We start from the raw sequence: 26896 nt of genomic DNA, 5'->3' as shown, positions 1-26896 counted from the left end.
CCAGCACGCGGCGGCCGGCCGCGCCACCGCCGTGGCTGCAGCACGGCCGCTCCGGTCGGACCGCGGCCGCTCCGGTCAGACCACCGTCGCTCCGGTCAGACCACGGCGCCCGTGTCGTCGTCCGCGTCGTCGCGCCGGTGCGGCATCCGCCAGAGCAGCGTCGCGACGCCGAGCACGAAGACGGCCGCCGCGGCCTGGATGAGCGCGGCAGGGGCCGTCGGCCACGCCACGACGACCACGAGCAGGAGGACCGGCATCCCGGCGGCGGCGAACCACGCCATCGTCAGGAGCGGGTCCCCGCCGAGGACGGGGCCGGGGTCCGGGGCGACGAAGTGCTCCTCGGCCTCGTCCGCCGCGTCGGCGGCGTCCATCTGGGTGGTCCCGTCCCACGACCGGCCGGTGAGCTCGGGCGGTCCGGGCCGCTCGTGCCCGGCGTCGTCGGCGGCGGGACGGACGACGCGGGGGTCCGGGACCCCCGGGGCGACGGGGTAGGTTACGGCGGGACCCGCGGCCGGCCCGGTCGTGCTCGTGGGTCCGGACGCGTCGCCCACGGGGTCGTTCCCGCCGGTCAGGTCGGCGACGATCGCCGCCCAGCGCTCGTCGTCGGTGGGCTCGCGGGGCACGTCGGGGACGGGCTCGGAGAGGGCGCCACCGGCGCCCTCCGCGGTGCCGGGAGTGGTCCCGGGATCGGGGACGGTGTCGTCGGGGTCGTCCGGGCGTGCGGCCATGAGAGCACTCTAGAGTCGGACATGCGGTGCGGGCCGCGCGGGACATCCCCGGGCGGCGTGGTCGAGAGGTGGCAGCTTGTTCTACTGGTTGATGAAGCGGGTCATGGTGGGTCCGCTCCTGCACCTCGTCTTCCGCCCCTGGGTCCGTGGCGCGGAGAACGTGCCGAGCGAGGGTGCCGCGATCCTCGCGAGCAACCACCTCGCGGTGATCGACTCGTTCGTGCTGCCGCTCGTGCTCGACCGCGAGATCGTCTTCATCGGCAAGTCCGAGTACTTCACCGGGACCGGCATGAAGGGGCGCCTCAAGGCCGGCTTCTTCCGCGGGGTCGGGACCATCCCCGTCGACCGCTCGGGCGGCAAGGCGAGCGAGGCGGCGCTGCGCACCGGGTTGAACCGGCTGCGCGAGGGCGGGCTGTTCGGCATCTACCCCGAGGGCACCCGCAGCCCGGACGGGCGCCTGTACCGCGGCAAGACGGGCGTCGCGCGCCTCGCGCTCGAGTCCGGCGCCCCGGTCGTCCCCGTCGTCATGGTGGGCACCGACGTCGCGCAGCCGCTCGGCCGGGTCATCCCCAAGCCCGTGCGCCTCGGCGTCGTGATCGGTGAGCCGCTCGACTTCAGCCGGTACCGCGGCATGGAGAACGACCGCTTCATCCTGCGGTCGGTGACCGACGAGATCATGTACGCGCTCATGAGCCTGTCGGGCCAGGAGTACGTCGACGTGTACGCCGCGACGCAGAAGGCCCGCATCGCGACGGGCCACCCCGCGGCCGCGCCCGTGGCGGAGTCCGGCCCGACGGCGCCGGGCGGCCGGCCCGCCCCCGACGTCCAGGTGCCGGGACCGCCCGAGGACGACGCGGGCGCGTCAGTAGGATGAGCCGGTCCCCGTCCGGGGCCTCCCGCGACGGCGCCGATCCACCAGTCCCGCCGTCACGATCCCGGACCTTGGGCCCGACGACGGGCCACCGGGACGCCCCACCCTGTGGGCGCCAGCTGTGCAGAAACAACGAGAGGTGTGTCTCATGTCGGTTCGTCGCGTCGCGCTCCTGACCGCAGGCGGCTTCGCCCCGTGCCTGTCCTCGGCCGTCGGTGGCCTCATCGAGCGGTACACCGAGATCGCGCCCGAGATCGAGATCATCGCCTACCAGCACGGCTACCACGGGCTCCTCCGGGGCGACAAAATCGTCGTCGACGCCGAGGCCCGCGCGAAGGCCGGCCTCCTGCACCGCTTCGGCGGCTCCCCGATCGGCAACTCGCGCGTCAAGCTGACGAACGCGGCGGACTGCGTCAAGCGCGGGCTCGTCCAGGAGGGCCAGAACCCCCTGCACGTCGCGGCCGAGCAGCTCAAGGCCGACGGCGTCGACGTGCTCCACACCATCGGCGGCGACGACACGAACACGACGGCCGCGGACCTCGCGGCGTTCCTCGAGGAGAACGGCTACCACCTGACGGTCGTCGGTCTCCCCAAGACGATCGACAACGACGTCGTCCCGATCAAGCAGTCGCTCGGCGCCTGGACCGCCGCCGAGGAGGCCGCCGGCTTCGCGGCCAACGTCATCGGCGAGCACCGCTCGGGCCCGCGCATGCTCATCGTCCACGAGGTCATGGGCCGGCACTGCGGCTGGCTCACCGCTGCTGCGGCGGCGGAGTACCGGAAGTGGCTCGACGCCCAGGAGTGGGTCCCGAGCCTCGGCCTGACGCGTGAGCGCTGGGACATCCACGCGGTCTTCCTGCCGGAGCTGGCGCTCGACATCGACGCCGAGGCGGCGCGCCTGAAGACGATCATGGACGAGCAGGGCAACGTCAACATCTTCCTGTCGGAGGGTGCGGGCATGCACGAGATCGTCGAGCAGCTCGAGGCGTCCGGGGCCGAGGTCCCGCGCGACCCGTTCGGGCACGTCAAGCTCGACACGATCAACCCGGGCCAGTGGTTCGCGAAGCAGTTCGCCGAGAAGCTCGGCGCCGAGAAGGTCATGGTCCAGAAGTCGGGCTACTACTCCCGCGCCGCAGCCGCCAACGCCGAGGACCTGCGCCTCATCAAGTCGATGACGGACCTCGCGGTCGAGGCCGCGCTCAAGGGCGACTCGGGCGTCATCGGGCACGACGAGGAGGACGGCGACCGGCTCAAGGCCATCGCGTTCCCGCGCATCGCGGGCGGCAAGGCGTTCGACGTGTCGCAGGAGTGGTTCGGTGCGCTGCTCGCCGACATCGGCCAGCCGCTCGTGCCCGGCGGCCACTCATGACCGTCGAGGCGGACCCGCAGGTCGTCGCGGGGCTCGACCACTGGCGTGAGCTCGTCGCGACGCAGCAGCCGCGCTGGCCGGACGCCGCGGACCTCGCGCGCGTCACGGACCGGCTGTCCGCCGTGCCGCCGCTCGTGTTCGCGGGGGAGTCCGACGCGCTGCGCGCCCAGCTCGCCGCCGCGGGCCGCGGCGAGGCGTTCCTGCTCCAGGGCGGGGACTGCGCCGAGACGTTCGCCGACGCGACCGCGGACAACATCCGCAACAAGATCAAGACGATCCTGCAGATGGCCGTCGTCCTGACGTACGGCGCGAGCCTGCCGGTGATCAAGATGGGCCGCATGGCGGGGCAGTACGCCAAGCCGCGCAGCTCGGACTCCGAGACGCGCGACGGGGTGACGCTGCCGGCGTTCCGCGGCGACATCATCAACGGGTACGAGTTCACGCCCGAGGCCCGCGTGCCGAACCCCGAGCGGCTGCTCGAGGCGTACCACACGTCGGCCTCGACGCTGAACCTGATCCGCGCGTTCACCACGGGCGGCTTCGCGTCGCTGCTGCGCGTGCACGAGTGGAACCGCGGGTTCACGGCGAACCCGGCATACGCGCGCTACGAGGAGATCGCCGCGGAGATCGACCGCGCGATCCGCTTCATGGCGGCGTGCGGCGCCGACTTCGACGCGCTGCGCACGGTCGACTTCTTCTCGAGCCACGAGGGCCTGCTGCTCGACTACGAGCGTCCGCTCACGCGCATCGACTCCCGCACCGGGCTGCCCTACGACTGCTCGGCGCACTTCCTGTGGGTGGGGGAGCGCACGCGTCAGCTCGACGGCGCGCACGTCGACTACTTCTCGCGCGTGCACAACCCGATCGGCGTGAAGCTCGGGCCCACGAGCACGGGGGACGACGCCCTCGCGCTCATGGACAAGCTCAACCCGACGGCCGAGCCGGGCCGGCTCACCTTCATCACGCGCATGGGTGCCGGCAAGATCCGCGACCTGCTCCCGGCGCTCGTGGAGAAGGTCGCGGCGGACGGCCGCCCCGTCACGTGGGTGTGCGACCCGATGCACGGCAACGGCATCACCTCGGCGAGCGGGTACAAGACGCGGCGGTTCTCGGACGTCATGGACGAGGTCGCCGGGTTCTTCGAGGTGCACCGCGCGCTCGGCACGGTCCCGGGCGGCCTGCACATCGAGCTCACCGGCGACGACGTCACCGAGGTCCTCGGCGGGTCCGAGGAGATCGACGACGAGGGCCTGGGGCGCCGCTACGAGACCCTCGTGGACCCGCGCCTGAACCACCAGCAGTCGCTCGAGCTCGCGTTCCAGGTCGTGGAGCTGCTCCGCAAGGCGTGAGGTCCGGCCCTCCGGTTGTGACGACGGCGCGTGACCCGACGGGGTCACGCGCCGTTCTCGTGCGCCCGTGCGCGCAGGACGCGTCAGACGACGGTCAGCGTGATGGTGCTGCCCCTGGGGACCTTCTCGCCGGCCGGCGTGCTCTGCGAGCGCACGGTCCCGAAGATCCCCCCGAGCACGTTCTCCCGCTTGACCGCGAACCCGAGGGCCTTGAGCGCGGCCTCGGCCTCGGCGAACTGCTTGCCGGTGAGGTCAGGGACCGCGATGGGCTCCGGGCCCTGCGACACCGTGATCGTCACGGTGTCGGTCCGGTGCCCGGCGGTGCCGGCCTTGGGGTCCTGGGCGATCACCTGGCCCGCGGGGGCGGTGTCGGACCACGCGGGCACGGGCTCCGGCCTGAGCCCTGCGTCGGTGAGCTGGGCGGTGGCCTCGTCCTGGCTCGCGCCGACGACCGAGAAGATCGTCACCGGGGCGGGCCCGTCCGACAGCGTGAGCACGACGGCCGACCCCCGCTCGACCTGCTGGTCGGGCTCGGCCGACGCCTCGAGGACGGAGCCGAGCGGTGCGCTGTCGTCGTAGTGGTCCTCGCCCGGCGCGTACTCGGCGACGAGGCCGGCGGCCTCGAGCGCGGCCTGCGCGTCGGCCTGCATCGCCCCGACGAGCCCCGCGGGCACGGCGACGAGGTCCGGTCCCTTGGACACCGAGAACGTCACGGTGCCGTCCTTGCGGATACGGTCGCCGACGGCCGGGTCGCTCGCGAAGACCGTGCCGACGGGGGCGACGCTGTCGAACGCGTCGACCGGCTCGCCCTCGAGCCCGTGCCCGCCGAGCGTCGCGAGCGCCTCGTCGCGCGTGAGGCTGATCAGCTCCGGGACCCGTGTGTAGGCGCCCGGACCGGACGTCATGTACCACCAGGCACCCGCCCCGGCGAGCACCAGGAGCAACGCGGTCACCACGAGCCAGCGCCGCCGCCGGCCGGCGGGCCGGCTCCGGTCGGACGCCGGGTCCTCGTGCCGGGTCGACACCGCGGTGCTGCGCAGCCCGGTGCCGATGGGCAGCGCCACGGTGCGGCCGGCCTCGGCCACGTCGAGCCGCGTCGTCTCCTCCTGGCGGCGCGCGGCGTCGAGCCCCGCGGACGCCTCGCCGGTCGTGAGCTCGTCGTCCTCCGCGGGCCGGGGGTCCGTCGCGCTCGGCAGGGTGATCGTGGGCGGGACCTCGGCGGCGCGGGCGAGCGTCGGCGCGTCGAGGGTCGCGCGCGTGCGGCGCAGCTGCTCGAGCGCCGCGGCCGCGTCGACCGGACGGTCCGCGGGCTCGCGGGCCGCCAGCGCGGTGACGAGCTCGTCGACCTCGACCGGCAGCCAGCGGACGAGGTCCGACGGCGCCGGCACGTCCGAGTTCACGTGCTGGAACGCGACCTGGATCGGCGTCTCGCCCGTGAACGGCTGACGGCCGGTGAGCATCTCGAAGAGCAGGATCCCGGCGGCGTACACGTCGGTGCGTGCGTCGCTCGCGCCGCGGGTCACGAGCTCGGGCGCGAGGTAGGCGACCGTCCCGAGGACCGTGCCGGTCGTCGTCGAGGTCACCTCGGTCACCGCGCGGGCGAGCCCGAAGTCGGCGAGCTTGACGCGGCCGTCGACCGCGATGAGCACGTTCTCGGGCTTGATGTCCCGGTGCACCAGGCCGACGCGGTGCGCAGCGCCGAGCGCGTCGAGCACGCGCTCGAGGATCCCGAGCGCGTCGCCGACCGTCAGCGCGCCGCGCTCGGCCAGGTGGCGGCGCAGGTTCGTGCCGTCGACGTACTCCATCGTGAGGTAGCTGGTCTCGCCGTCGACGCCCTGGTCGAGCACGCCGACGAGCCCGGGGTGCGTGAGGCGGGCCGCGGCACGGGCCTCCCGGCGGAAGCGCGCGACGAAGTCCGAGCCGGCGCCGCCCTCGGCGAGGTGGGGGTGCATGACCTTGAGGGCGACGTCGCGGTCGAGGCGCCGGTCGACGGCGAGGTACACGGTCGCCATGCCGCCGCGGGCGATCCGGGAGACGACCTCGTACCGCCCGTCGACCAGGCGGCCCACGAGCGGATCGGTGACGGTGGCTCCCACGCGGGTGAGTCTACGGTCGCCGCGGCCTCACATCGTGGAGGCCGCGCCTCAGCGGAAGCGCGTCATGTGCGTCTGCACGTTCGCGACGTAGCGCCGCGTGTCGGCGTACATGCCGTTGCGCTGGACGGAGGAGGCGCCCTGGTAGTACCCGGCGATCGCGGTCGGCAGGTCCGGGCTCGTCCGCACGAGCGAACGCAGGATCGCGACGCCGGCCACGACGTTGTCGTCCGGGTTCAGCAGGTCCAGCCTGCGCCCGACGAGCTGCGAGGCCCACTCACCGGAGGACGGGATGACCTGCATGGTGCCGATGGCGTTCGCGGGGGACACCGACGTGTGGTTGAAGCCCGACTCCTGGAAGGCGACGGCCTGCGCGAGCGCGGCGTCGACGCCCATCGAGCGCGCCGTCGCGGCGACCTTCGCCTGCATCTCGGCCTTCGACGGGACCCCCGCGGCCAGCAGCGTCGCCTTGTTCGCGTTGGCGGCGGCCACGACCGGGCTCGCGTAGGTGCGTCCCGCGAAGGTGTTCCCGACGAGCTGTGCGGCCGGCGCGGCCGCGGGCGCAGCGGCGCCGGGGACGGCGAGCTTCTGCCCGACGCGGATGAACGCGCGCTTGTCGAGGCCGTTCGCGCTCACGATCGCCGGGACCGTGGTGCCGTAGCGCTTCGCGATGCTCGAGACGGTCTCGCCCGACCCGACGGTGTGCGTCGCCGCCGCGGCGGGGGCGGCGGCGGGCGCGGCGGGGGCCGGTGCGGACCGGGCGGCGCCGGGGATGGCGAGCGTCTGGCCGGCACGGACGAACGCCCGGGCGTCGAGACCGTTCGCGCTCACGATCGCGGCCACCGTGGTGCCGTAGCGCTTCGCGACGTGCGAGACCGTCTCGCCGCGCGCGACCGTGTGCGTCGCCGCGGCCGGGGCAGGGGCGGCAGCGGCGGCCGCCGGGGCTGCCGCGGGCGCCGAGGCGCCGGTCGGGATGACGAGCTTCTGCCCGATGCGGATGTGCGAGGCGTCGGCGAGGGCGTTCGCGCGGGCGAGCGCCGCGACGGTCGTCCCGGTGCGCGTCGCGATGTGGCTCACGGTGTCGCCGCTGCGGACGGTGTACTGCTCGTCGGCGTGCGCGGCGCTCGCCGACGCGGCGACCGCGGCGGCGGCCAGCACGAGCGTCGCGCCGGTGCCGGTCCCCAGCCGGCGCACGAGCTGCGGGTCGATGCGCTGCGGACGGGGCCGCGCGTCGGCCGTGCGCGGAGCTGGCGCGGCGGACGGGGCGGTGGCGTGCTGCGTCATGTCGACCTCGTGTGGCAGATGTGATGGATGGTGCCTGTGTGACTCGTGTGACTTGACTGCGAACGTAACGCAGGGAATGCGGCCGCGAAAGCGCCGTGCCGGAATTACGGCATTGTCATTCCCGCGCATACGGGTGATCTCCGGGGTGCGTACCCTGTGGCGGTGACTGAATCCACACCACTCGACCAGCTCGTCGGTTCCTGGCTGCCGCTGCCCGACGTCGCGGAGCGCCTCGGGCTCGACGTGGGGAAGGTCCGCCGGCTCCTGCAGGAGGGCCGGCTCGCCGCCGTCCGCCGCGGCGAGCCGCGTGTCCTGTCCGTCCCGGAGGCGTTCCTCGTCCCGAGCCACCTCGCGAACCCGTCCGCGCCGTCGCGCGAGGCCTCCGGTCCCGACGCCCCGGAGTGGACGGTGCTGGCCGCCCTGCAGGGCACGTTCACGCTGCTGTCCGACGCGGGGTTCGACGACGAGGAGGCCGTCGCCTGGCTCTTCACGCACGACGACTCGCTCGGTGCGACGCCGATCGAGGCGCTGCGGACGGGCCACAAGACCGCGGTGCGTCGTCAGGCCCAGGCGCTGCTCTGAGCCCCGGCTCCCGCGCTCCCGCTGTCCGGGGCGCGGGGGAGCCCGCCGTGCTCAGGCGCGCCGGTCGACCGCCGCGTGCGCGAGCCGCACGAGGTAGGTCCGGCCGGGCTCGTGCAGCGGGAGCCGGTCGAGCGCTGCGAAGGCGTCGCCCGCGAGCTCGTCGATGAGCCGCTCGACGTCGTCGGGCGCGCCCGTGCGCGCGATCGCCGAGGCCAGCGCGGCGACGCGCTCCTCGGACAGGTCCCGGACCCCGAGCTCGGACCGGAGCCGGGCGACCGTCCCGTCGTCCCCGGAGGCGAGCGCACGGGCCATCGCGCGAGCGACGAGGACGGTGCGCTTGCCCTCGCGCAGGTCGTCGCCGGCGGGCTTGCCCGTCGCAGCGGGGTCGCCGAAGACCCCGAGCAGGTCGTCGCGGAGCTGGAAGGCCTCGCCCAGCGGGAGCCCGAGGGACCGGCACGCCGCCAGCGCGTCGTCGTCGGCCTCCGCGAGCGCCGCCCCGAGCACGATCGGGTGCTCGACGCTGTAGCGCGCCGACTTCGACCGGATGACCTCGCGCGCGCGGTGCTCGTCGGCCTGCGGGTCCTCGCCCCAGGGGAGCGCCTGGGCCAGCACGTCGAGGTACTGGCCGACGGTGACCTCGGTGCGCATCAGGTCGAACACGCCGCGCACGCGCGAGCGCAGCTCCGCCGGCTCGGGGTCGAGCGCGCGGGAGAACACGTGCTCGCTGCGCACGAGCGCGAGGTCGCCGAGCAGGATCGCCGCCGACTCGCCGAAGCGGCGGGCGTCCCCCGACCAGGCCGCGTCCTCGTGCAGCGCCGCGAACGTGCGGTGCGCCGCGGGCAGCCCGCGGCGGGTGTCCGAGTCGTCCATGACGTCGTCGTGGAAGAGCGCGGCCGCCTGGAACAGCTCGAGCGCCGCACCGACCTGCACGACGACCTGCTCGCGCGCAGTCCCCGGGACGCCGCCGTGCGCACGCCAGGACCAGTAGCAGAAGGCCGCGCGCAGCCGCTTGCCGCCGCTGAGCATCTGCTCCACGGCACCGGCGAGCCGGTCCGCGTCGGCGCTCGAGGCGGCGAGGCTCGGGCGGAGGTCCTCGACGTGGAGGCGGAGCGCAGCGTCGACGCGGCGGCGGACGTCCTCGACGTCGACGAGTGAGGGGGAGGAGGTCACGCGGGCAGCCTAGGTGCGCTCACGGGGCGGTGCGCACCCGTCCGCCGAGGGTGAGCGTGCGCACCCCGTCACGGTCGAGGACGCCCACGATGACGATCTCCTGGCCCTCGCTGCGGCTGAACGCCGCCTGCGCCGCCAGGCCGGGCTCGGCAGCCGTGCCCGCCGTCTCGGAGAAGCCCGCGGCCAGCACGGTGGCCCGGACCCCGTCCAGCAGCGCGGCCGCGTCCTGCGGGCTGCGGAGGTTCAGGCTGATCTCCCGCAGGCCCGCGGCGTCCGGCGGCCGGGCCGACGAGACGAGGACCTCCGCATCGGCCGGCACGGTCACGAGGTCGGTGGGGAAGCCCTCCACGAGGCGACCGACCGCGGACGAGGTGTCGGGACCGGCGGTCAGCAGCGGCTCGGTCGGCGTCGGGGTCGACGCGGCGACGCTCGCGGTGCCGGTGGCCGTGCCGGTGGGGTCGGGCGCCGGGTCGGCGTCCGCCGTGCACCCGCCGAGCGCGCTCACGGCGACGACGGTCGACACGAGCGCCGTGCAGGCACGTCGGAGGGGGGAGGGGCGGCGCACGCGCACACCGTAACGAACGTCCTCCCGGACCGTGGCGCGGGTGGTCGGGCGACCCCAGCGTCCGTGGGTCGAGGGGCGGTCCACAGGGTGCGGAGGCCGCCGTCCGGCGAGGGGCGCGTGCTCGCTTGGGTACGGGCATGGACACCACCACGATCCGGGTCAGCGAGCCCCGGGAGCTGCTCGCCTACCTTCCGCACCAGCTCGGGTTCCGGCCGCACGAGAGCGCCGTCGCGGTCAGCCTGCGACCACCCCGGGGGCGGATCGGGCTGGTCGCGCGCGTCGACCTCGCCGACCTGGGGGACGTGGTCCACGGCCCGCAGGTCGCGCGCGGTCTCGTCGCGCACCTCGACGCGGACGGCGCCGAGCGCGCGGTGCTCGTCCTGTACACGGCGCACGACCCGCGCGGGCCGGGCAGCCCGCCGGTCGCGAGGGCCGCGGCGGAGCACTTCCGGGAGGCCGCGGCCGCGGGCCTGTCCGACGTCGCCGTCTGGGTGGTGACGGCCGACGGCTACCTGGCGCTCGACTGCGACGACCCCGGCTGCTGCCCGCCCGGCGGCCGGGCGCTCCGCGACCTCGAGTCGACCGCCGTCGGGGCACAACTCGTGCTCGCCGGGTCCGCCGTGGCCGACTGCCGGGCGGACGTCGCGCGCATCCCGTCGGCGGGCGGTGACGCCCGCCGGTCGGTGGCACGCGTCGCGGCACGCTGGCGCGGGCGCCACGACCGGGCGCTCGCGGACGGTCCGGCGGCCCTCACCGCGTGGCGCCTCGCGTCGCTCGCGGCGTGGCGGGACGAGGTCGCCGCGGCGCTCGCGGGGGCGCCGTGCGGGCGGGCGCCGGCGCTCGGCCGCCTCGATGTCGCGCTCGCCGACACCCGCGTGCGCGACGCGGTGCTCGTCAGCATGGTGCCCGGCCCGCCGGACCTCCCCGAGCGGTCGCTGCGCGAGGCGCCCGGTGCGACCGACGCGCTCGTCGCCGAGGCGGTCGCCGGGATCGTCGACCAGCGACGGGGCGTCGTCCCACCGCGGGCGCTCACCGCCGCGCACGTGACGGTGCTCGAGCGCGTCGTCGGCCACGGTCGGCGCCGCGCGCAGGCGCCCGCGTGCACCCTGCTGGCCCTGCTCGCCTGGTGGCAGGCGGACGGTGCGCGCGCGGGGCTGCTCCTCGAGCGCGCCCTCGAGGAGGATCCGGACCACCGGCTGGCGCGGATCCTGGACCGGACGCTCGCCGTCGCGATGCCCCCGGGCTGGGTCCGACGCGCCGGTTGACCAGGCCCGTCGTCCGGCGTGCGTTCGTCGCGGGGCCTGCGCTCCGGTAGCGTCACGGCAGGGGCAGGACGTCAGTGCGTCGAGAGCGGAGGACCGATGGGCATCGTGGTCGGGTACCTGGCAACCCCTGAGGGGCGTGCGGCGCTCGAGACGGCGTCGGGCGAGGCCGAGCGGCGCGGCGAGTCGCTCGTCGTGGTCGTGAGCGAGCGCGGCGACGAGACCGACGAGCACCGTCAGGAGACCCAGGCGGCGCTCGACGCGGTCCGGTCCGAGCTGAGCTCACGCGGCATCGAGCACGACGTCCGCGTGCTGGCCCGCGGGCGGGACGTCGCGGAGGACCTCATCGGCACCGCCGAGGAGGTCGGGGCCGGGCTCATCGTCATCGGCCTGCGTCGTCGCAGCCCCGTCGGCAAGCTCATCCTCGGCGCGAACGCACAGCGCATCCTGCTCGACTCCCCGTGCCCCGTGCTCGCGGTCAAGCCCGCCGCGAGCTGACCGCTCCGTCCGCCGGGCACGCCTCGGCGGGCGTCCGGGAACCACGCGCACCTCGCTGACCCGGCGCGAGAGCTGCTGCGACCGACCAGACGGGATCCGCGCGGCCCTGAGCCCGTGCGGGCGTGGTGGTGACCGCGAGGTCCCGCGCCGGCCGCGTCGGCCCGCGAGCGGGAATCTTTCCTCGCACCCGCACGTTGTGATCGTCGTCAGTCTCGAGAGAGCGGCGGGCACCGGGTCCGCGCGCGATCCTCGAGCGTCGCGTCCTCGCGCCGTCTGCGCCGGGACCCCGCCCACGCTGACCCGAACGGCCCTCTCGGCCCGCTGTGCCGAGGTGCGGCCGGTACAATATGGGAGCACCCGCCGATCTGATCCGGGTCTCTCGCTGCCGAAAGGTCGTTTGTGTCGCTCCAGCCTTCGCACCCCGCACTCCCGCGTGAGTTCGAGCATCCCGCCATGCAGGAGCTCGTCCGTCGTGGCCGGACCCACGGAAGCGTCGACGCGGTCGCCCTGCGCACGGCCTGCGAGCAGGCCCAGGTCCAGGACGCCAAGCGTCTCAAGGCCGTCGTCCGCGGTCTCGCGACCGCCGGGATCGCCGTCGAGGAGCCCGTCCCCGCGGCGCGCGCCGTCGCTGCCACGAGCGCGAAGACGCGCCCCGCCGCCAAGGCCGTCGTCGCCGACGGTTCCGCCGAGGCCCCCGCCGCTCGCAAGCCCGCCCGCGCCAAGGCCGCTCCCAAGGCGCCGTCCGCCGCCAAGGCGGCCGCCGGCGCCAAGGTCGCCTCCGCCAAGGTCGCCGCCCCGAAGACCGCCACGCCCGACGGCGAGGTCGCCGAGGACGAGGTCGAGCTCGAGGACGTCGAGCTCGAGGACGTCGAGCCTGCCGTCGCCGAGGTCGAGGCCGTCGCCGGCGAGCTCGAGGAGGACGCCGAGAAGCCGGCGAAGCCCGCTGCCGCCGCCGACGAGACGACCGAGGAGAGCGTCGGCTTCGTCTACTCCGACGCCGACGACGACGACGCCCCTGCGCAGCAGGTCGTCACCGCCGGCGCCACGGCCGACCCGGTCAAGGACTACCTCAAGCAGATCGGCAAGGTCGCGCTGCTGAACGCCGAGCAGGAGGTCGAGCTCGCCAAGCGGATCGAGGCCGGCCTGTTCGCGGAGGAGCGTCTCAACGCGGGCGTCACCATGGAGCCCAAGCTGCGGCGCGAGCTCGAGTGGATCGCGTCCGACGGCCGCCGTGCCAAGAACCACCTGCTCGAGGCCAACCTGCGCCTCGTGGTCTCGCTCGCCAAGCGGTACACGGGTCGCGGCATGCTCTTCCTGGACCTGATCCAGGAGGGCAACCTGGGCCTCATCCGTGCGGTCGAGAAGTTCGACTACACCAAGGGCTACAAGTTCTCGACGTACGCGACGTGGTGGATCCGCCAGGCCATCACCCGCGCGATGGCCGACCAGGCCCGCACGATCCGCATCCCCGTGCACATGGTCGAGGTCATCAACAAGCTCGCCCGCGTCCAGCGGCAGATGCTCCAGGACCTGGGCCGCGAGCCCACGCCGGAGGAGCTCGCCAAGGAGCTCGACATGACGCCCGAGAAGGTCGTCGAGGTCCAGAAGTACGGCCGCGAGCCCATCTCGCTGCACACGCCGCTCGGTGAGGACGGTGACAGCGAGTTCGGTGACCTCATCGAGGACTCCGAGGCGGTCGTCCCGGCCGACGCGGTCAGCTTCACGCTCCTGCAGGAGCAGCTGCACCAGGTCCTCGACACGCTCTCCGAGCGCGAGGCCGGCGTCGTCTCGATGCGCTTCGGCCTGACCGACGGCCAGCCGAAGACGCTCGACGAGATCGGCAAGGTCTACGGGGTCACGCGCGAGCGGATCCGGCAGATCGAGTCCAAGACGATGTCGAAGCTGCGTCACCCGTCGCGCTCGCAGGTGCTGCGCGACTACCTCGACTGAGTCCTCCCCTCAGCAGGCACGACGAAGGCCCGGTGCACGTGCACCGGGCCTTCGTGCTGCCCGGCCCGCGGCGCGGAGGCTCGTGGCCCGGCGCGCGGCGCGGCCGCCCTCGGTCACCCGGCAGCGGTGCCCGGCTCGCGCTCCAGCAGCGGGCGGAGGTGCTCGTGCGCCCAGGAGGCGAGGGTCGTCGGCGTCGTCGTGCGGGTGGAGCGGCTGTCCTCCGGGGTGAAGTCGCCGCGCAGCCCGCGGGACATCCCCACGACGGCGTCGACCTGCGCGTCGGTGAGGCCGAACCCGCGGAGCTCCTCGGCGACCTGCTCGTCGGTGACCCGGGCCGCGACGACGGTGTGCCCCGTGACGTCGGTGAGGATGCGCGCGACGTCCTCGAACGACAGGTCGGCCGGGCCGTGCACCCCCTGTGTGGTGCGTCCGGTCCACGCCGTCGAGAGCAGCCGGGCTGCGGCGACGTCGCCGATGTCGCGCGGGTCGACCCACGGGATCCGCTGGTCCGTCGGCAGCGTCGTCGTCAGGGTCCCCGACCGGAGCTGCTCGACGTCCATCAGCAGGTTCGTGAAGAAGTACCCGCAGCGCAGGTGGGTCACGTGAGCGCCGGTCGCGTCGAGGATCTCCTCGGTGCGCGCAAGGCCGTCGATGTCCCCGAAGCCGTGCCGGGCCTCGGCCCCGACGCTGCTCTGCAGCACGACGCGCGGGATGCCGTTCGTCCGCACGGCGTGGGCCGCCGAGGCGCCCATGCGCTCGTGGCCTGCGACGGGGTCGTCGTCGGGCGTCGGGGGGTCGACCCAGTAGAGCGCGTCCGCGCCGGCGCTCGCGCGTGCGACGGCGTCCGCGTCGCCGAGATCGAGCTCGACCACGTCGCACAGCGCCCGGAGCCCGGCGTCGAGCCGGGTGCGGTCGCGCAGGAGGACTCTCGGGCGCTCACCGGCCTGGGCCAGAAGCGTGGTGACACGTGATCCGACGTGTCCCGTGGGGGTCGTCACGACGATCGTCATCGGTCGCGCCTCTCGTCGACGGTTGCCTGCCGCGCGATCGTCTCGCGGGCCACCGACATCGCCGCCGTCGCGCCCAGGGCCCGACGTCACCGCCGTCTGGTCAGGAACCGACACCGCCGCCCTCTCCCGGAGCACCGACCACGCCCGGGTCGGTGGCGTGCCGGGGGACAGGAGCCGGGCAGGAACGACGAGAGGGCGCCGCCGGGGTGTCCCGGACGGCGCCCTCTCGAGGGTCGAGGTCAGCGCGCGGCTGCTGCTCCTGCACCTGCTCCATGCTCGGCAAGAAGGCGGTCGGTCTCGTCCTGCACGTGGGTCGCCACATCGGCGAACTTCGGCGCGTGCGCCCGGTAGTGGTGCGCGCAGAAGAGCAGCTCGCCCACAGGAAGCAGCACACGGACGTAGGCCTGCGCGCCACAGCGGTCGCAGCGGTCGGCTACGGTCAGCGGTTCGGTCGTCGTCCCAGTCACATGGACATACAACCATCCGCACCGGGGAAACTTCCCCTCGAGCGCGGGTGGTTCGCTCCCCGCGTACACGACCCCGCCCGGGAATACCCCAGATGTCCCGGAACGGGCGGCTCGACGGCCCGGCGTGCGGCCCCTGTGGGCACCGACGGTTACCATCGGGCCTCGTGTCGACAGCATCCGCGGAGTCCAGCTACACGGCGCGCCACCTCTCGGTCCTCGAAGGGCTCGAGGCCGTGCGCAAGCGCCCCGGCATGTACATCGGGTCGACCGACTCGCGCGGTCTCATGCACTGCCTGTGGGAGATCATCGACAACTCCGTCGACGAGGCGCTCGGCGGCCACGGCGACCGGATCGAGATCGTCCTGCACGCCGACAGCTCGGTCGAGGTCCGGGACAACGGCCGCGGCATCCCGGTCGACGTCGAGCCCAAGACGGGCCTCACGGGAGTCGAGGTCGTGTTCACCAAGCTCCACGCGGGCGGCAAGTTCGGTGGCGGCTCGTACGCCGCGTCGGGCGGTCTGCACGGCGTCGGCGCGTCGGTGGTCAACGCGCTGTCCGCGCGCCTCGACGTCGAGGTCGACCGCGGGAGCAAGACGTACCGGATGACGTTCCACCGCGGTGAGCCCGGCACGTTCGCCGACACCGGGGCGCCGGGCCCCGACGCGCCGTTCGAGCCGTTCGTGTCGGGCTCCGAGCTCGCGGTGGTCGGCAAGGCGCCGCGCGGGCGCACCGGGACCCGCGTGCGGTACTGGGCCGACCGCCAGGTCTTCCCCACGAGCGCGGTGTTCTCCTACGACGAGCTCGTCACGCGCGCGCGCCAGACGAGCTTCCTCGTGCCGGGCCTCGCGATCACGGTCCGCGACGAGCGCCGGGTCCCCGGGACGCCGGGCGAGCACGGGCCGCACGAGGAGACGTTCCTGCACGCCGGCGGGACGGTCGACTTCGTCGAGCACCTCGCGCCCGACGCGCCGGTGACCGACGTCTGGCACCTGACGGGCGAGGGGACCTTCACGGAGACCGTCCCGGTGCTTGACGGCCGTGGCCACATGAGCCCGCAGGAGGTCGAGCGACGCTGCGAGGTCGACGTCGCGCTGCGCTGGGGGACGGGGTACGAGACCGAGGTCCGCACCTTCGTCAACATCATCGCGACCCCGAAGGGCGGCTCGCACCTCGCCGGCTTCGAGACCGCGCTGCTGCGGACGCTGCGCAAGCAGGTCGAGGCGAACGCGCGCCGGCTCAAGATCTCGACGCGCGACACGAGCGAGCGCATCGAGAAGGAGGACGTGCTCGCGGGGCTCACGGCCGTCATCACGGTCCGGCTCGCCGAGCCGCAGTTCGAGGGCCAGACCAAGGAGGTCCTCGGCACGGCGCCGGTGCGGGGGATCGTGGCCAAGGTGATCGACACCGAGCTCGGCGCGATCTTCACGTCGACGAAGCGCGAGCACAAGGCGCACTCGGCGCTGCTGCTCGACAAGGTCGTCGGCGAGATGCGTGCCAGGCTCTCCGCGCGCAAGCAGAAGGAGATCTCGCGCCGCAAGAACGCGCTCGAGTCGTCCTCGCTGCCCGCGAAGCTCGCGGACTGCCGCAGCGACGACGTCGCCCGCAGCGAGCTCTTCATCGTCGAGGGCGACAGCGCGCTCGGCACCGCGAAGCTCGCGCGGAGCTCGGACTTCCAGGCCCTCCTGCCGATCCGCGGGAAGATCCTCAACGTCCAGAAGGCGTCGATCACCGACATGCTGAAGAACGCCGAGTGCGCGGCGATCATCCAGGTGCTCGGTGCCGGCTCGGGGCGCACGTTCGACCTCGAGGCGGCGCGCTACGGCAAGGTCGTGCTGATGACGGACGCCGACGTCGACGGCGCGCACATCCGCACGCTGCTGCTCACGCTCTTCTTCCGGTACATGCGCCCGCTCGTCGAGGCCGGCCGGGTGTTCGCCGCCGTCCCGCCGCTGCACCGCATCGAGACCGTCGCCGTGGGCAGCCGCAAGGGCGAGTACCTCTACACGTACTCCGAGGCCGAGCTGGCCGCGACGCTCAAGAAGCTCGACAAGGCCGGGCGGCGGTACAAGGACGACATCCAGCGCTACAAGGGCCTCGGCGAGATGGACGCCGACCAGCTCGCGGAGACGACGATGGACCCGCGCCACCGCACGCTGCGCCGGGTCACCGTCGAGGGCGCGCAGCGGGCCGAGCAGGTGTTCGAGCTGCTCATGGGCTCCGACGTCGCGCCGCGCAAGGACTTCATCATCGCGGGCGCCGACGAGCTCGACCGGAGCCGCATCGACGCGTGAGGCACCGCGCGCCGGCGCCGGGTGGGGTGGTGCTCACAGCGCGGCGTCGGTATTCGCCTTGCCCGTCGCACGGTGGCACCGGCATCGTGGCGCGGTGAGCACCGTGTCCCTCGCCCCGATCGCCGTCCGCGCCGCCGCCCCCGCGGAGCCTCCCCAGCCCCCCGCCGAGCTCGGGCTCGCCTGGCGCCCGCTCGTCCCCGACGACGCTCCGGCTCTGTTCGCGCTCGTGGCCGCGATCGAGGAGGCCGACGCCCTGCCGTTCCGGCGCTCCCTCGAGGAGGTCGTCGAGATGTTCGAGGGCGACTGGAAGGACCACGCGCGGGACACGCTGGTCGGCCTCGACGACGACGGCGTGATGCGCGCGTACGCGCAGGCCACGACCGCGCCGGGCGACGAGTCGCTCGTGCGGGCGTTCCTGCTCGGCGGGGTGCACCCCGAGTGGTGCGGCCGCGGGGTCGGCCGCGCGGTGGTCGCCTGGCTCGAGGGGCGGGGGCGGCAGCTGCTCGCCGAGTCGGGCAAGGACGTGCCGGGCCGGCTCGCCGCCTACCTCGAGGACGCCGCGCCGGCCGCGAGCCGCGTGTACGCCCGCGCGGGCTTCGCGCCGATCCGCTACTACGCCGAGATGCGCCGCCCCCTGCGCGACGGGGTGCCGGACGTGCCGCACGTCGACGGCGTGCGGATCGTGCCCTGGTCGCCCGAGCTCGACGAGGCGACCCGCGTCGCGCACAACGAGGCCTTCGCCGACCACTGGGGCAGCCAGCCGCGCAGCGCCGAGGCGTGGAGCCACGGCCGGAGCATGTTCGCGCCGTCGTGGAGCTTCCTCGCGGTCGACGAGGCGACCGGGGAGGTCGCCGGGTACCTGCTCTCCGGCCGCTACGAGCAGGACTGGCCCGTCGCGGGCTACCCGTCGGGGTACACCGAGCTGCTCGGCGTGCGGCGCGCGTGGCGCGGGCGCGGGCTCGGGGTGGCTCTGCTGACGGCGGCGATGCACGCGTACGCCGCGGACGGCATGCACTACGCCGAGCTGGGCGTGGACACCGCGAACCCGTCGGGCGCGCACGGGCTCTACGCGAGCCTCGGGTACGAGGTGTTCCAGGGCTCGTCGATGTGGTCGATCGAGCTCTGACCGGCTCGTGCGGGGCGCTGCAGCGCCCGCCACCCGCGCCGGGCGGCGTGCACGGGGGCCCGCGCCGGGGCGCCGCGCGCGAGGTACGCGCCGGGTGCCGACTCACCGCGGGAAGCACGCGCCGGGTGCCGACTCACCGGCGCCGCGCGCGGCCGGGGCGAGCCCCGTCGTGGACACGCCCCGGCCGTGCGGCGGTGCGTCAGCCGACGGCGTGGATCGGCGCCGCCAGCGGCAGCCCGGAGCCGTCCCGCCGCGGGTCGACCGCGGGCAGCTCGACCGGCTGCCCCGCGGACGTCGTCGCGTGCGGCGGCACCGGGCCGACCCAGGCGAGCAGCAGCGTGTCCTCGCCCTTGAGGAACCGGTGCGCACGGACCCCGCCCGTCGCGCGGCCCTTGCCCGGGTAGACGTCGAACGGCGTCGTCTTGACCGAGCCCGGCTGCGTGCCGGGCAGGGCGCTCGACGTGCCGGCGACAGTGACGACCGCGGCCTCGACGCCGGGGCGCACCGCGCCGAAGTGCACGACCCGCTGACCGCTCCCGAGCTTGATCCCGGCCATGCCGCCCGCGGAGCGGCCCTGCGGACGCACGGACGACGCGGCGAAGTGCAGCAGCGACGCGTCGGACGCGACCAGCACGAGCTCGTCGGCGTCGGTCACCTCGGCGCACCCGACGACCTCGTCGAGCTGCTTGAGGGCGATGACCTCCCACGCGTCCTTGTTGCCGGGGACGTCGCCGGGGGAGACGCGCTTGACGACGCCCTGCGCGGTCCCCAGCGCGAGGCTCGGCGCGTCGGGCGCCAGCGACGTCAGCCCGACGACGCGCTCGCCGGCCTCGAGCGTCACGACCTCCGCGAGCGGGACGCCGCCCGACAGGGTCGGCGCGCCGTCGGTCGGCGGGAGCGAGGGCAGGTGCAGCACCGAGACGCGCACGACGCGGCCGCGCGAGGTCACGGCACCGACCTCGGCGCGCGCCGTCGTCGCGACCGCACCGCGCAGCACGTCGTGCTTGGCGCGGCGCGACCCGGCCTCGGCGCGCAGCGGTGCGTCGGGGCCCGTGGTGCGCGCGAGCAGGCCGGTCGCGGAGAGCAGCGCCCAGCACGGCGAGTCCTCGATCTCGAGCGGCGTCGCCGAGCGGGACGCCGCGGCGGCGCCCGTGATGCTCGTGCCGCCGGCCGACTCGAGCAGCACCGTGCGACGCGGGGTGCCGTAGGTCGCGGCGACGTCCGCCATCTCCTCGGACACCACGCCGCGCAGGCGCTCCTCGTCGGCCAGGATCGTCTCGAGGTCGGCGATCTCGCGCTGGAGCTGCTCCTGCTCCTTCTCGAGCTCGATGCGCGAGAACTTCGTCAGGCGGCGCAGCCGCAGCTCGAGGATGTACTCGGCCTGCGGCTCCGACAGGTCGAACACGTCGCGCAGGCGCGTGCGCGCGGTGTCGGAGTCGTCGGACGTGCGGATGACCTGGATGACCTCGTCGATGTCGAGGATCGCGATGAGCAGGCCCTCGACGAGGTGCAGGCGCTCGCGCCGCCGGGCGAGCCGGAAGGTGGTCCGGCGGCGCACGACGTCGATGCGGTGCGCGACCCACACCTGCAGCAGCTCGCGCAGCCCGAGGGTGCGGGGCTGGCCCTCGACGAGCGCGACGTTGTTGATCGAGTACGAGTCCTCGAGCGGGGTGTACCGGTAGAGCTGCTCGAGCACCGCCTCCGGGTTGAAGCCGGTCTTGACCTCGATCACGAGCCGCAGGCCGTGCTGGCGGTCGGTGAGGTCGACCGCGTTGGAGATGCCGGAGAGCTTCTTGGACTGCACGCCCTCCTTGATCTTCTCGATGACCTTCTCGGGGCCGACCGTGTACGGCAGCTCCGTGATGACGATGCCCTTGCGCTTCGCGGTGACGTTCTCGATGCGCGCGGTGGCCCGCGTGCGGAACGCCCCGCGGCCGGTGCGGTACGCGTCGCGCACGCCGTCGAGGCCGACGATCTTGCCGCCCGAGGGCAGGTCGGGGCCGGGCACGAAGCGCATGAGGTCGTCGAGCGTCGCGTCGGGGTGCGCCACGAGGTGCCGCGCCGCGGCGACGACCTCGACGAGGTTGTGCGGGGCCATGTTCGTCGCCATGCCGACCGCGATGCCGCTCGCGCCGTTGACCAGGAGGTTCGGGATCGCGGCGGGGAGGACCTCGGGCTGCGTGAGCTTGTTGTCGTAGTTCGGCACGAAGTCGACGACGTCCTCGTCGAGCCCGGTCGTCATGGCCGCCGCCGCGGGGGCGAGGCGCGCCTCGGTGTACCGGGGCGCGGCCGGACCGTCGTCGAGCGAGCCGAAGTTCCCGTGGCCGTCGACGAGCGGCAGGCGCAGCGAGAACGGCTGGGCCATGCGGACCATCGCGTCGTAGATCGCGGTGTCGCCGTGCGGGTGGAGCTTGCCCATGACCTCGCCGACGACGCGCGCCGACTTCACGTAGGGGCGGTCGGGGCGCAGGCCCATGTCCGCCATCTGGTAGAGGATCCGGCGCTGCACGGGCTTGAGGCCGTCGCGGGCGTCGGGCAGGGCCCGCGAGTAGATGACCGAGTAGGCGTACTCGAGGAACGAGCCCTCCATCTCGGTCGCGACGTCGATGTCGACGATCCGCTCGACGACGTCCTCGGGCGGGACGTCGGGGGTCGCGTTGCGTCGCGCCATGGGTGAGCGGCTCCTCGGGGGACGTGCGGACGGGCGGGTGCTGCGGGCTCTGCGGGGCCGTGCGGGTCGTGACCGGCGGTGCGTCGGCGCGCACGGCGCCGCCATTGTCGCGCGTCGGACGGCGTGCGCGAACCATGCCACGCGGGTCGGACACCGTCGCCCGCCCGGCGCCGCGCGACGGCGACCGACCGTGTGGTCGGGCACCGGCGCACTAGCCTGGACGGCATGGCTGAGGTGACCGACGGCGACGGGGCCGCGACGTCCCCCGTGCCCACGCCGGCGTACCCGGCCGGCTGGGAGGCCGACGTCGTCCTGCGCGACGGGTCCACGACGCACGTGCGGCCGATCCGGCCCACCGACGCCGAGGCGCTCCAGGCGTTCCACGTCGCGCAGTCCGAGCGCTCGACGTACCTGCGGTTCTTCGCCAACCTCGACCGGCTCTCGGACCGCGACCTCGCGCGGTTCACGGTCGTCGACCACGCCGACCGGGTCGCGCTCGTCGCCGTGACGGCGGACGAGGAGATCATCGGCGTCGCGCGGTACGACCGCATCGGGCCCGACGTCGCGGAGGTCGCGTTCAACATCGCGGACGCGCACCACGGGCGCGGCCTCGGGTCCGTGCTGCTCGAGCACCTCGCCGCGGCCGCCCGCGAGCGCGGTGTCCGGCGCTTCACCGCGGAGGTGCTGCCGCAGAACGGGCGCATGATCGCGGTGTTCCGCGAGGCCGGGTACGCCGTGCGGCAGTCGCTCGAGGACGGCGTCGTGACGGTGGAGTTCGACATCGACCCGACGGGGCGCTCGCTCGCCGTCATGGCCGACCGCGAGCACCGCGCGGAGGCCCGCAGCGTCCAGGGTCTGCTCTCGGCGCGCTCGGTCGTCGTCGTCGGCTCCCCGGACGTCGCGCGGGGCTCGATGGACGACCTGCTCGCACGCCGCGTCGTCTCGGACCTCGAGGCCGGGGCCGACGGCGACCTCGAGCTGCACGTGGTCGCGCAGCCGCCCGACTCCGACTCCCGGACGCCGGGGGTCGCCACGCAGCACTGGCCCGACGTGGCGTCCGTGCCGGGGCCGGTCGAGCTCGCGGTCGTCGCGGTGCCCGCGGCCGAGGCCGTGGCCGCCGTCCGGGCGCTCGCGCGGCTGCAGGTCCGCGGCGTCGTCATCCTGTCCGACGGGTTCGCGGAGACCGGTCCGGATGGCCTGGCGCTGCAGCGTGCCCTGCTGCGCACCGCGCACGCGGCGGGCATGCGCGTCGTCGGGCCCAGCTCGTACGGCGTGCTGTCGTCGACCGGGGGCCGGGTGCTCAACGCGTCCCTGGCCGCCGACCCGCCGCCGCCGGGGACGATCGGGCTGTTCTGCCAGTCCGCGCCGATGGCCGTGGCGCTGCTGGGCTCCGTGCGCAGGCGCCGGCTCGGGCTCTCGCACTTCGTGTCCGCCGGGCACCGGGCCGACGTCTCGGGCAACGACCTCATGCAGTTCTGGCGCGACGACGACGCGACCGAGGTCGTCGGGCTCTACCTCGAGTCGATCGGCAACCCGCGCAAGTTCTCGCGCGTCGCGCGGCGGCTCGCGGCGGTCAAGCCGGTCGTCGTCGTGACCGCGGGCCGCTCGGGTCAGGTCGTCCCGCCCGGGCACGCGGTGCGCGCCACGCGGGCCCCCCGGCGCACGCTCGAGGAGGTCATGCGCCAGTCGGGCGTGATCCGGGTCGAGAACACGCACCAGATGCTCGAGGTGGCGCAGGTGCTCGCGCTCCAGCCGCTGCCCACAGGCCGCCGCGTCGCGATCGTCGCGAGCTCGGCGCCCATGGCCGCGCTCGTCGCCGAGGCCGCCGCCGCGGTCGGGCTCGTCGTCGGCGGCAAGGCCGCGATCGTCCGGGAGGACGCCGAGGACGAGGCGCTCGCCGCCACGCTGACGCGCCTGTACGCGGACCCCGCGGTGGACGTCGTCGTCGCGGTCCACGTGCCGACCGTCGGGCACTCGCAGGTGCGGGTCTCGCGCGCGCTCGCGGCCGTCGCGGCCGGGTCGGGGCGCACCACGGTCGCGTGCATGCTCGGGCTGCACGGCGCGACCGACGACCTCACCGCGGAGGACGACGACGGGCGGCGCTGGACGATCCCCGCCTACACGACCCCCGAGGACGCGGTCCTCGCGCTCGGCCAGGCGGAGCGCTACGCGGCGTGGCGCTCGGCGGACCGCGGGAGCCCGGTGCAGCCCGACGGGGTCGACACCCGCCGGGCCCGCCGCCTGGTCCTCGCGAGGCTCGCGGACGTGACCCCGGGGGACGCGGTCGACCTCAGCCCCGCCGAGACCACCGAGCTGCTGGCGTGCGCCGGCATCGCGGTGCTCGAGTCGGTCCCCGTCGCGACGCCCGACGAGGCGGTCGAGGCCGCGCGCCGGATCGGCTGGCCGGTCGCGCTCAAGACCACCGTGCCGGCGCTGCGGCACCGCGCGGACCTCGGCGGGGTCCGGCTCGACGTGCACGACGAGGCCGAGCTGCGCGCCGACGTCGAGCAGGTGCTCGCGCTCGCGCAGGGGCACCCGCTCGACCCCGGGCGCGCGCCGCTCGAGGTGCAGCGCATGGCCCCGCTCGGCGCGGCCTGCGTCGTGCGGTCGGTCGAGGACCCGCTGTTCGGGCCGGTCCTGAGCTTCGGGCTCTCCGGCGACGCGTCCGACCTGCTCGGGGACATCAGCTACGCCGTCCCGCCGCTCACGGACGTCGACGTCGCCGAGCTCGTGCGGGCCGCGCGCGCCGCGCCCCGGCTGTTCGGTTACCGCGGGCTCCCGCCGCTCGACGTCGACGCGCTCGAGGACGTCATCGCGCGGCTGTCGGTCCTCGCGGACGACCTGCCCGAGCTGCGCAGCCTCGAGCTCAACCCCGTCGTGGTCTCCGAGCACGGCGCGACCGTGCTCGGCGCGCGGGCCCAGCTCGGCACGGCGGACCGCGCCGACGGCTCCCGGCGGGCGCTCCCGACGTGACGCGGGGCCGGCGGGGCCGCGCGGGATGGGAGGATGGACCCGTGCCCGCCGCGTTCACCGAACTCCGCCACGACCTCCACCGGGCCGGGTACTACCCCGACCTGGTCGCCGACGTGCTCGACGTCGCGCTCGCCGACGAGCCGGTCGTGGCGCACCTCGTCCATCCCGAGACGACGTTCGACGACGCCGAGGTGCGCCGGCACGTCACGGTGCTCGTCCTGACGCCGTCGCGGCTCGTCGTCGCGCACGTCGACGACCACCCCGCGGACAGCGAGAACCCGTCGGCGAGCGCCTCCGCGACGACCGAGTCGGTCCCGCTCGCCGAGCTGCGGTCCGTCGCCCTGACCCACGTGGTCGCGAAGCCCGAGAAGCACCGCACCGGCGACGCGGCGTCCGAGCTCACGCTCGCGATCGGGTGGGGCGCCGTCTCGCGCGTCGACCTCGAGCCCGCGACGTGCGGGGACGCCGGGTGCGAGGCGGACCACGGGCTCACCGGGACGCTCACGCCCGACGACGTCGTCGTACGCGTCTCGGCCGTCGCCGAGGGGGCGGGCGCCGTGCGCGCGGCGTCGACCTTCGCCCGCGCTCTGTCCGCCGCGACCTCCGGCCCGCGATGACCGAGCCGTCCTCGTCGCCCCTGACGGGCGCGACGCCCGCCGACGCGCCCGCGGCGGACGCCGCCGTCGACCCCGCCGCCGAGGTCGGTGCGGCGCTGTCGACCGCCGGGCTGCTCGTCCCCGCGTTCCCGGGCCGCCACCTCGGTGCCGTGCTGCCCGCCGTGGCCGCCGCGCTCGGGGCCCGCGACGCGCGCGGTGCCGCCGACGCCCGCGGGCGGCTCGGGCTGCCCGGCGCCCGGCGCGCGTGCGTCGTCCTGGTCGACGGGCTGGGCCGGCACAACCTGAGCGAGCGCGCGGGCCACGCACCGTTCCTGCGCTCGCTGCTGCAGGGATCGCCCGCGCTGCGCTCCGGCTTCCCGTCGACGACCGCGGCGTCGATCGCGTCGTTCGGCACGGGGACGCCGGCGGGGCGCCACGGACTGGTCGGCTACAGCGTGCGGGTCCCCGCGACGGGTGCGCTCGCGAACATGGTGTCCTGGAACGACGGCGCCGACCCGCACCTGTGGCAGCGCGAGCCCACCGTCTTCGAGCAGCTCGCGGACGACGACATCGCGGTCACCAGCGTGGGCCCGGCGCGGTTCGCCGGCTCGGGCCTCACCGAGGCGGCGCTGCGCGGGGCGCGCTACGTCGGCGCCGAGTCGCTGCCGGAGCGCGTCGACGCCGCGGCGGCCGAGCTCGTCGGCCGGTCGCTCGTCTACCTCTACTGGGGCGACCTCGACAAGGCCGGGCACCACCACGGCTGGGGGTCGAGCCAGTGGGGCGACGAGCTCAGCGCGGTCGACAGCGAGCTCGCCCGCCTCGCGCGGTCGCTCCCGCGCGGCACGTCGCTGTACGTGACGGCCGACCACGGGATGGTCGACGTCGACCCCGCCCGGCGCTGGGACGTGGCGACGACGCCGGCGCTCGCCGAGGGCGTCGTGGTCGTCGCCGGCGAGCCGCGCGCGCTGCACCTGCACGTGACGCAGCCGGGGGAGGACGCCGGGCCGGACGAGGTCGCCGTGCGCGCCCGCGGGGTCGTCGGGCGCTGGCGGGAGACTCTCGGTCCCGCGGCGGTCGTGGTGACCGGGGTGGACGCGGTCGCGGCGGGGTGGTTCGGGGACGTCGCGGAGCACGTGCGCCCGCTCATCGGGGACGTCGTCGTCGCGATGGCCGGCCGGGCGACGGTCGTGGACTCGCGCACGCAGAGCCCCGGCTCGCTCGAGCTCGTGGGCGTGCACGGATCGCTCACGCCGCACGAGGTCGTGGTGCCGTTCCTCGCGGTGCAGGCGTGAACGGGGCTCGCGTGAGCGGGGCCGTCCGTGGCTGAGCTCGCGTTCTTCTCCGGCACGATGGACTGCGGCAAGTCGACGCTCGCGCTGCAGATGCACCACAACCACGAGGCCCGCGGGCGCGACGGGGTCCTGTTCACCCGGAACGACCGGGCCGGCGCCGCGCGGCTGTCGTCGCGCCTCGGGCTCAGCGTCGACGCGCACGAGGTCGCGGACACCACCGACTTCTGGGCCGAGGTCGTCGCGCGGCGCACGCGGGGCCGGGCCGTCGACTACCTGATCTGCGACGAGGCCCAGTTCTACACGGCCGAGCAGGTCGACCAGCTCGCGGCGGTCGTCGACGAGCTCGGCGTCGACGTCTTCGCGTTCGGCATCACGACCGACTTCCGGACCCGCCTGTTCCCCGGCTCCGCGCGGCTCGTCGAGCTCGCGGACCGCGTCGAGGTGCTGCAGGTGCGCGCGCTGTGCTGGTGCGGGGAGCGCGCGACCCACAACGCCCGGACCGTCGGCGGCGTCATGGTCGTCGAGGGCGAGCAGGTCGTCGTCGGGGACGTCGAGGCGGACGCCGACACGGTCGGCTACGAGGTGCTGTGCCGGCGCCACCACCGCCACCGGCTCACGGCGGTGTCCGCGCGCGCGGCGTCCCCGTCGCCGCAGACGCTCGGGGTGCTGGCCGACGATGCCCCGGCCGCCCACGCCTGACGGGCGCGGCGCGCCCTCGGGCTCGCGGCGTGCGGGAATAGCGGCGCGCG

General features: G+C 74.9%; 21 protein-coding genes. 13 read left to right on the top strand and 8 right to left on the bottom strand.

The genetic code is table 11. The features are described 5' to 3' along the window. Positions 1 to 95 precede the first annotated feature (95 nt). Positions 96 to 728, bottom strand: a complete 633-nt coding sequence (locus NXY84_RS13150; protein ID WP_258723536.1) for a hypothetical protein — start codon at positions 726 to 728, stop codon at positions 96 to 98. Between the two features lie 76 nt (positions 729 to 804). On the opposite strand from NXY84_RS13150, the gene NXY84_RS13145 reads away from it, so the two are divergent. From NXY84_RS13145 to NXY84_RS13135, 3 genes are all read left to right on the top strand, one after another. Next, positions 805 to 1602, top strand: coding sequence for a lysophospholipid acyltransferase family protein (locus tag NXY84_RS13145; RefSeq protein ID WP_258723535.1), 798 nt, complete (start codon positions 805 to 807; stop codon positions 1600 to 1602). Positions 1603 to 1747: 145 nt separating this feature from the next. Beyond that, positions 1748 to 2968: a pyrophosphate--fructose-6-phosphate 1-phosphotransferase gene (locus NXY84_RS13140; protein ID WP_258723534.1), complete on the top strand. Its 1221-nt coding sequence runs from the start codon at positions 1748 to 1750 to the stop codon at positions 2966 to 2968. Next, positions 2965 to 4317, top strand: coding sequence for a class II 3-deoxy-7-phosphoheptulonate synthase (locus NXY84_RS13135; RefSeq protein ID WP_258723533.1), 1353 nt, complete (start codon positions 2965 to 2967; stop codon positions 4315 to 4317). Before NXY84_RS13140 ends, NXY84_RS13135 begins: the two co-directional genes overlap by 4 nt. Before the next feature lie 83 nt (positions 4318 to 4400). On the opposite strand, the gene pknB is transcribed toward NXY84_RS13135, so the two are convergent. Both pknB and NXY84_RS13125 read right to left on the bottom strand, forming a co-directional pair. Beyond that, the gene (gene pknB / locus NXY84_RS13130; protein ID WP_258723532.1) at positions 4401 to 6413 is read right to left on the bottom strand and encodes a Stk1 family PASTA domain-containing Ser/Thr kinase; all 2013 of its coding nucleotides are present in this window, start codon (positions 6411 to 6413) and stop codon (positions 4401 to 4403) included. 48 nt (positions 6414 to 6461) lie between these two features. Beyond that, on the bottom strand, positions 6462 to 7694 hold the full coding sequence (locus tag NXY84_RS13125; RefSeq protein ID WP_258723531.1) for a LysM peptidoglycan-binding domain-containing protein: 1233 nt from the start codon (positions 7692 to 7694) through the stop codon (positions 6462 to 6464). A 162-nt stretch (positions 7695 to 7856) separates the two neighbouring features. Here NXY84_RS13125 and NXY84_RS13120 point away from each other — a divergent pair, with 162 nt between their 5' ends. Then, positions 7857 to 8276 carry an Rv2175c family DNA-binding protein gene (locus tag NXY84_RS13120; protein ID WP_258723530.1) on the top strand — a complete coding sequence of 140 codons (420 nt, stop codon included), beginning with the start codon at positions 7857 to 7859 and terminating at the stop codon, positions 8274 to 8276. A gap of 51 nt (positions 8277 to 8327) precedes the next feature. Here the strand turns inward: NXY84_RS13120 and NXY84_RS13115 are convergent, their stop codons facing one another. Together NXY84_RS13115 and NXY84_RS13110 are read right to left on the bottom strand one after the other, a co-directional pair. After that, positions 8328 to 9446: a polyprenyl synthetase family protein gene (locus tag NXY84_RS13115; RefSeq protein ID WP_258723529.1), complete on the bottom strand. Its 1119-nt coding sequence runs from the start codon at positions 9444 to 9446 to the stop codon at positions 8328 to 8330. 19 nt (positions 9447 to 9465) lie between these two features. Further along, positions 9466 to 10011 carry a hypothetical protein gene (locus NXY84_RS13110; RefSeq protein ID WP_258723528.1) on the bottom strand — a complete coding sequence of 182 codons (546 nt, stop codon included), beginning with the start codon at positions 10009 to 10011 and terminating at the stop codon, positions 9466 to 9468. Positions 10012 to 10148: 137 nt separating this feature from the next. Between NXY84_RS13110 and NXY84_RS13105 the strand changes: the two genes are divergently transcribed. The 3 genes from NXY84_RS13105 (at position 10149) to NXY84_RS13095 (ending at position 13721) form a co-directional block, all read left to right on the top strand. Next, the gene (locus NXY84_RS13105) at positions 10149 to 11276 is read left to right on the top strand and encodes a DUF4192 domain-containing protein (RefSeq protein WP_258723527.1); all 1128 of its coding nucleotides are present in this window, start codon (positions 10149 to 10151) and stop codon (positions 11274 to 11276) included. Positions 11277 to 11372: 96 nt separating this feature from the next. After that, positions 11373 to 11771, top strand: coding sequence for a universal stress protein (locus tag NXY84_RS13100; RefSeq protein ID WP_258723526.1), 399 nt, complete (start codon positions 11373 to 11375; stop codon positions 11769 to 11771). A 453-nt stretch (positions 11772 to 12224) separates the two neighbouring features. Next, a complete protein-coding gene (locus tag NXY84_RS13095; protein WP_258723525.1) occupies positions 12225 to 13721 on the top strand; it encodes an RNA polymerase sigma factor in 1497 nt (498 codons plus the stop codon). 113 nt (positions 13722 to 13834) lie between these two features. Here NXY84_RS13095 and NXY84_RS13090 read toward each other — a convergent pair whose 3' ends face one another. Both NXY84_RS13090 and NXY84_RS13085 read right to left on the bottom strand, forming a co-directional pair. Then, positions 13835 to 14731 carry an NAD(P)H-binding protein gene (locus NXY84_RS13090; RefSeq protein ID WP_258723524.1) on the bottom strand — a complete coding sequence of 299 codons (897 nt, stop codon included), beginning with the start codon at positions 14729 to 14731 and terminating at the stop codon, positions 13835 to 13837. A 239-nt stretch (positions 14732 to 14970) separates the two neighbouring features. Continuing rightward, positions 14971 to 15198, bottom strand: a complete 228-nt coding sequence (locus NXY84_RS13085) for a DUF7455 domain-containing protein (RefSeq protein WP_258723523.1) — start codon at positions 15196 to 15198, stop codon at positions 14971 to 14973. Positions 15199 to 15362: 164 nt separating this feature from the next. Here NXY84_RS13085 and NXY84_RS13080 point away from each other — a divergent pair, with 164 nt between their 5' ends. Beyond that, complete coding sequence (locus tag NXY84_RS13080; protein WP_258723522.1) at positions 15363 to 17489, top strand: DNA gyrase/topoisomerase IV subunit B; 2127 nt, start codon at positions 15363 to 15365, stop codon at positions 17487 to 17489. 94 nt (positions 17490 to 17583) lie between these two features. Next, the gene (locus tag NXY84_RS13075) at positions 17584 to 18615 is read left to right on the top strand and encodes a GNAT family N-acetyltransferase (RefSeq protein ID WP_258723521.1); all 1032 of its coding nucleotides are present in this window, start codon (positions 17584 to 17586) and stop codon (positions 18613 to 18615) included. A 199-nt stretch (positions 18616 to 18814) separates the two neighbouring features. On the opposite strand, the gene NXY84_RS13070 is transcribed toward NXY84_RS13075, so the two are convergent. Beyond that, positions 18815 to 21286, bottom strand: a complete 2472-nt coding sequence (locus NXY84_RS13070) for a DNA gyrase/topoisomerase IV subunit A (protein ID WP_258723520.1) — start codon at positions 21284 to 21286, stop codon at positions 18815 to 18817. A gap of 225 nt (positions 21287 to 21511) precedes the next feature. Here NXY84_RS13070 and NXY84_RS13065 point away from each other — a divergent pair, with 225 nt between their 5' ends. From NXY84_RS13065 to NXY84_RS13050, 4 genes are read left to right on the top strand one after another with little or no spacing between them, the layout of a single operon-like run. Beyond that, entirely contained in the window at positions 21512 to 24259 is a 2748-nt protein-coding gene (locus tag NXY84_RS13065) for a GNAT family N-acetyltransferase (RefSeq protein WP_258723519.1), read from the top strand. A 41-nt stretch (positions 24260 to 24300) separates the two neighbouring features. After that, on the top strand, positions 24301 to 24876 hold the full coding sequence (locus NXY84_RS13060) for a DUF5998 family protein (RefSeq protein ID WP_258723518.1): 576 nt from the start codon (positions 24301 to 24303) through the stop codon (positions 24874 to 24876). After that, complete coding sequence (locus tag NXY84_RS13055; protein ID WP_258723517.1) at positions 24873 to 26147, top strand: alkaline phosphatase family protein; 1275 nt, start codon at positions 24873 to 24875, stop codon at positions 26145 to 26147. The genes NXY84_RS13060 and NXY84_RS13055 overlap by 4 nt, the downstream gene beginning before the upstream one ends. A gap of 27 nt (positions 26148 to 26174) precedes the next feature. After that, the gene (locus NXY84_RS13050) at positions 26175 to 26846 is read left to right on the top strand and encodes a thymidine kinase (RefSeq protein ID WP_258723516.1); all 672 of its coding nucleotides are present in this window, start codon (positions 26175 to 26177) and stop codon (positions 26844 to 26846) included. Positions 26847 to 26896 lie beyond the last annotated feature (50 nt).

Origin of the sequence: Cellulomonas sp. NS3, from assembly GCF_024757985.1 — a bacterium.
Lineage (GTDB): Bacteria > Actinomycetota > Actinomycetes > Actinomycetales > Cellulomonadaceae > Cellulomonas_A.
This window is presented reverse-complemented; position numbering and strand designations above follow the sequence as displayed.

Excerpts from the sequence above, each read along its gene's own strand:
- NXY84_RS13090 (WP_258723524.1), bottom strand. The coding sequence starts at position 14,731 with ATGACGATCGTCGTGACGACCCCCACGGGACACGTCGGATCACGTGTC.
- NXY84_RS13105 (WP_258723527.1), top strand. The coding sequence starts at position 10,149 with ATGGACACCACCACGATCCGGGTCAGCGAGCCCCGGGAGCTGCTCGCC.
- NXY84_RS13055 (WP_258723517.1), top strand. The coding sequence starts at position 24,873 with ATGACCGAGCCGTCCTCGTCGCCCCTGACGGGCGCGACGCCCGCCGAC.
- NXY84_RS13070 (WP_258723520.1), bottom strand. The coding sequence starts at position 21,286 with ATGGCGCGACGCAACGCGACCCCCGACGTCCCGCCCGAGGACGTCGTC.
- NXY84_RS13065 (WP_258723519.1), top strand. The coding sequence starts at position 21,512 with ATGGCTGAGGTGACCGACGGCGACGGGGCCGCGACGTCCCCCGTGCCC.
- NXY84_RS13095 (WP_258723525.1), top strand. The coding sequence starts at position 12,225 with ATGCAGGAGCTCGTCCGTCGTGGCCGGACCCACGGAAGCGTCGACGCG.
- NXY84_RS13125 (WP_258723531.1), bottom strand. The coding sequence starts at position 7,694 with ATGACGCAGCACGCCACCGCCCCGTCCGCCGCGCCAGCTCCGCGCACG.
- NXY84_RS13100 (WP_258723526.1), top strand. The coding sequence starts at position 11,373 with ATGGGCATCGTGGTCGGGTACCTGGCAACCCCTGAGGGGCGTGCGGCG.
- NXY84_RS13140 (WP_258723534.1), top strand. The coding sequence starts at position 1,748 with ATGTCGGTTCGTCGCGTCGCGCTCCTGACCGCAGGCGGCTTCGCCCCG.
- NXY84_RS13135 (WP_258723533.1), top strand. The coding sequence starts at position 2,965 with ATGACCGTCGAGGCGGACCCGCAGGTCGTCGCGGGGCTCGACCACTGG.
- NXY84_RS13150 (WP_258723536.1), bottom strand. The coding sequence starts at position 728 with ATGGCCGCACGCCCGGACGACCCCGACGACACCGTCCCCGATCCCGGG.